Source organism: Bordetella petrii, from assembly GCF_020991325.1.
GTDB lineage: Bacteria > Pseudomonadota > Gammaproteobacteria > Burkholderiales > Burkholderiaceae_B > Bordetella_A > Bordetella_A petrii_E.
In genome coordinates this window covers 1-3,105 of record NZ_JAJMLX010000395.1, presented here as the reverse complement: position 1 = coordinate 3,105, position 3,105 = coordinate 1, and the positions used below count along the sequence as shown (strand labels likewise).

Genomic DNA, 3,105 nt, shown 5'->3' with positions numbered 1-3,105 from the left:
GGCCGCGCCGTTACGGCCGTTGATCAGCACGTGCGCACCGCTGCCCGCCATGGCGCGGGCGATGCACAGCCCCAGGCCGCGCGCCGAACCGGTGACCAGGGCCACCTGCCCGGCCAGCGAAAACCGTTGCAGGTAGGCTTGGCTGGCGGGCGCGCGGGTCATGGCGGTTGTCCGGCGTCAGGCGCTTTTCTTGGCGGCCGCTTTCTTGGCGGGAGCCTTCTTGGCGGCTGTCTTCTTGGCAGCGGTTTTTTTCGTGGCGGTCTTGGCGGCCGCGGTCTTGCCGGCTGTCTTGGCCGCGGCTTTACCCGCCGTCTTCGAGGCTGTCTTGCCGGCCGTCTTGCCCGGGCGCGGCTCGAACTCGAAGCCTATCTTGCCGTCGGGCTGGCGCACCAGGAAAGCCTTGAACTTGCGGTGGGTGCGGCTGGACACGAAGCTGTCGAGCAGGTCGGTACGGCCGTCTTCCAGCAGCTTCTGCATTTGTTCGCGCGAGATCTCTTGTTGCAGGATGATCTTGCCCGAACGGAAATCGCAGGTCTTGTCGGGCCCGACCGACTTTTCGCACACGTAGCTCAGGCCGTGCTCGAACACGCGCGAACGGCACTTGGGGCAGGCGCCCACCGGCGTGTGGCCGGAGAAATCCACGGGTTCGTTGTCGTCGTCGTCTTTCTGGCCGAAATCGAATTCCAGCTTGTCTTCATCGCCGATGCGCAGAATGGCGGCGAACGGCCGGCCCATTTTGCTGATGAAGCCCTGCAGGGGGCCGATTTCACGCTTGGCCAGCAGTTCTTCCACTTCGGGCAGTTCGAAGGTGCGGCCGCCCGGGTGCTTGCCGATGGAAAAGTCGCACTGCGTGCAGGCGTAGCGGCGGTAGTTTTCCTTGACCACGCCGCCGCACTTGGGGCACGGCGTTTGCAGGGTGGCATAGTCGCCGGGCACGGTGTCGCGTTCGTATTCCTTGGCGCGCTTGACGATCACCTGGGTCATCTGGGCGATTTCACGCATGAACGCGTCACGGCCCAGGCCGCCCTGCTCGATCTGCTTGAGCTTGTGTTCCCATTCGCCGGTGAGTTCGGGCGACGTGAGTTCGGTAACGTCCAGCCCCGACAGCAGCGTCATCAGCTGGCGCGCCTTGGCGGTGGGTACCAGGTCGCGCCCTTCGCGGCGCAGGTAGCCTTCGCCCAGCAGGCCTTCGATGATGCCCGCGCGGGTGGCCGGCGTGCCCAGGCCGCGCTCGGACATGGCTTCGCGCAGTTCTTCGTCGTCGACCAGCTTGCCGGCGCCTTCCATGGCCGACAGCAGCGTGGCTTCGTTGTAGCGGGCCGGCGGCTTGGTGGACAGGCCCACGGCCTCGACGTCTTCGGTGCGCACGGTTTCGTTGTCGGCCACCGGCACCAGGTTGGCGTCTTCGCCCTGGGCTTCCTTGCCATACACCGCCAGCCAGCCGGGCACTACCAGCACCTTGCCTTCGGTCTTGAAGCGATGGCCCTGTACTTCGGTGATGCGGGTGGTGACGCGGTATTCGGCGGCCGGGAAGAACACGGCCAGGAAGCGCTTGAGCACCAGGTCGTACAGCTTGGCCTCGGCCTCGCTGAGATCGTTGGGGATCTGCAGCGTGGGGATGATGGCAAAGTGGTCCGACACTTTCTTGTTGTCGAAAATGCGGCGGTTGGGCTTGACCCAGTTCTGCGCCACCACGGTGCCGGCATGGCGGGACAACTGGCCCACCGCGTTGGACCCGCCCTTGGCCAGCGCCTGCATGGTGTCGCGCACGGTGCCCAGGTAGTCTTCGGGCAGGTAGCGCGAATCGGTACGCGGGTAGGTCAGCGCCTTGTGGCGTTCGTACAGGGTCTGGGCAAGCGCCAGCGTGGTCTTGGCCGAAAAGCCGAAGCGGCCGTTGGCATCGCGCTGCAGCGAGGTCAGGTCGTACAGGGCCGGCGACATCTGGGTCGACGGCTTGGATTCCTCGGTGACATGGCCGGGCTGTTCGCGGCAGGCCGCCACCACGCTTTGCGCCGCGGCCTGCGACCACAGGCGCGATTCGCGCTTTTCGGGGTCGCGGTCGTCTTTCTTGAAATCGGGGTCGATCCAGCGGCCCTGGTACAGGCCGGCCGCCGCCACGAAGGTGGCATGCACTTCCCAGTAATCGCGCGGCACGAAGGCGCGGATGCGTTCTTCGCGCTCGGCCACGATGGCCAGGGTGGGTGTTTGCACGCGGCCCACCGGGGTCTTGAAGAAACCGCCGTCCTTGCTGTTGAAGGCGGTCATGGCGCGGGTGCCGTTGATGCCCACCAGCCAGTCGGCCTCGGCGCGCGAGCGGGCCGCGGCTTCCAGCGGCTTGAGCTGGACGTCGTCGCGCAGGTTCGAGAAGGCTTCGCGGATGGCCGCCTGCGTCATGGACTGCAGCCACAGGCGCTGGATGGGTTTTTTCACGCCCGCGTACTGGATGATGTAGCGGAAGATCAGTTCGCCCTCGCGCCCCGCGTCACAGGCGTTGATGATGGCGTCCACGTCTTTGCGCTTGGCCAGCCTGACCAGCAGCTTCAGGCGTTCGGCGGATTTTTTGTCGGCCGGGCCCAGTTCGAACTCGGGCGGGATCACCGGCAGGTGGGTGAAGCTCCATTTGCCCTTGACGGGATCATTGGGCGCGACAAGCCCGAGCAAATGCCCGATACTGGAAGCCAGCACGTAACGTTCGCTTTCAAAATAGTCGCCCTCGCGCGCAAAGCCTCCGAGGGCGCGTGATATATCAAGGGCTACCGAGGGCTTCTCGGCAATGATTAGCGTTTTGCTCATGTGTATCCAGTGGCGGTAGACCCGCCGTAGTAGCGCGGATGATACGAGGGGAGATTCGCCGCATGCAAGTCGGGGTGGGTGGACAGGCGGGATCTGAACTGCACGCATGGCGACAATTTCTGTCCCGCAACACGCTCTGGCTGGGCGTCTGGCTGCTGGGCAGCGCCGTTATTTGCTGGGTGGCCGCCAATTGGCCAGACCTATCGAAATTCCAGCGTTTCGCCGTCGCCCGGGGGGTGATGTGCGAGCCGCCCGCCGGGGTGCCCGCCCTCGAACCGGTCCTCGCCGCCGCCCAGGCGCTCGACGTGGACC

At 65.6% G+C, this 3,105-nt stretch carries 2 protein-coding genes and 1 pseudogene; 1 reads left to right on the top strand and 2 read right to left on the bottom strand.

Going from position 1 to position 3,105, the window contains the following annotated elements; genetic code table 11:
• The coding region (locus tag LPZ50_RS23550) for an SDR family NAD(P)-dependent oxidoreductase (RefSeq protein ID WP_230665284.1) at positions 1–162 on the bottom strand (162 nt) is incomplete at its 3' end.
• 15 nt (positions 163–177) lie between these two features.
• Complete coding sequence (locus LPZ50_RS23545) at positions 178–2,793, bottom strand: DNA topoisomerase III (protein ID WP_230665283.1); 2,616 nt, start codon at positions 2,791–2,793, stop codon at positions 178–180.
• A 62-nt stretch (positions 2,794–2,855) separates the two neighbouring features.
• Between LPZ50_RS23545 and LPZ50_RS23540 the strand changes: the two are divergent.
• A pseudogene (locus LPZ50_RS23540) lies at positions 2,856–3,105 on the top strand (hypothetical protein); the annotation flags it as partial.

Coding starts and splice junctions, on each gene's coding strand:
- LPZ50_RS23545 (WP_230665283.1), bottom strand. CDS start 2,793: ATGAGCAAAACGCTAATCATTGCCGAGAAGCCCTCGGTAGCCCTTGAT.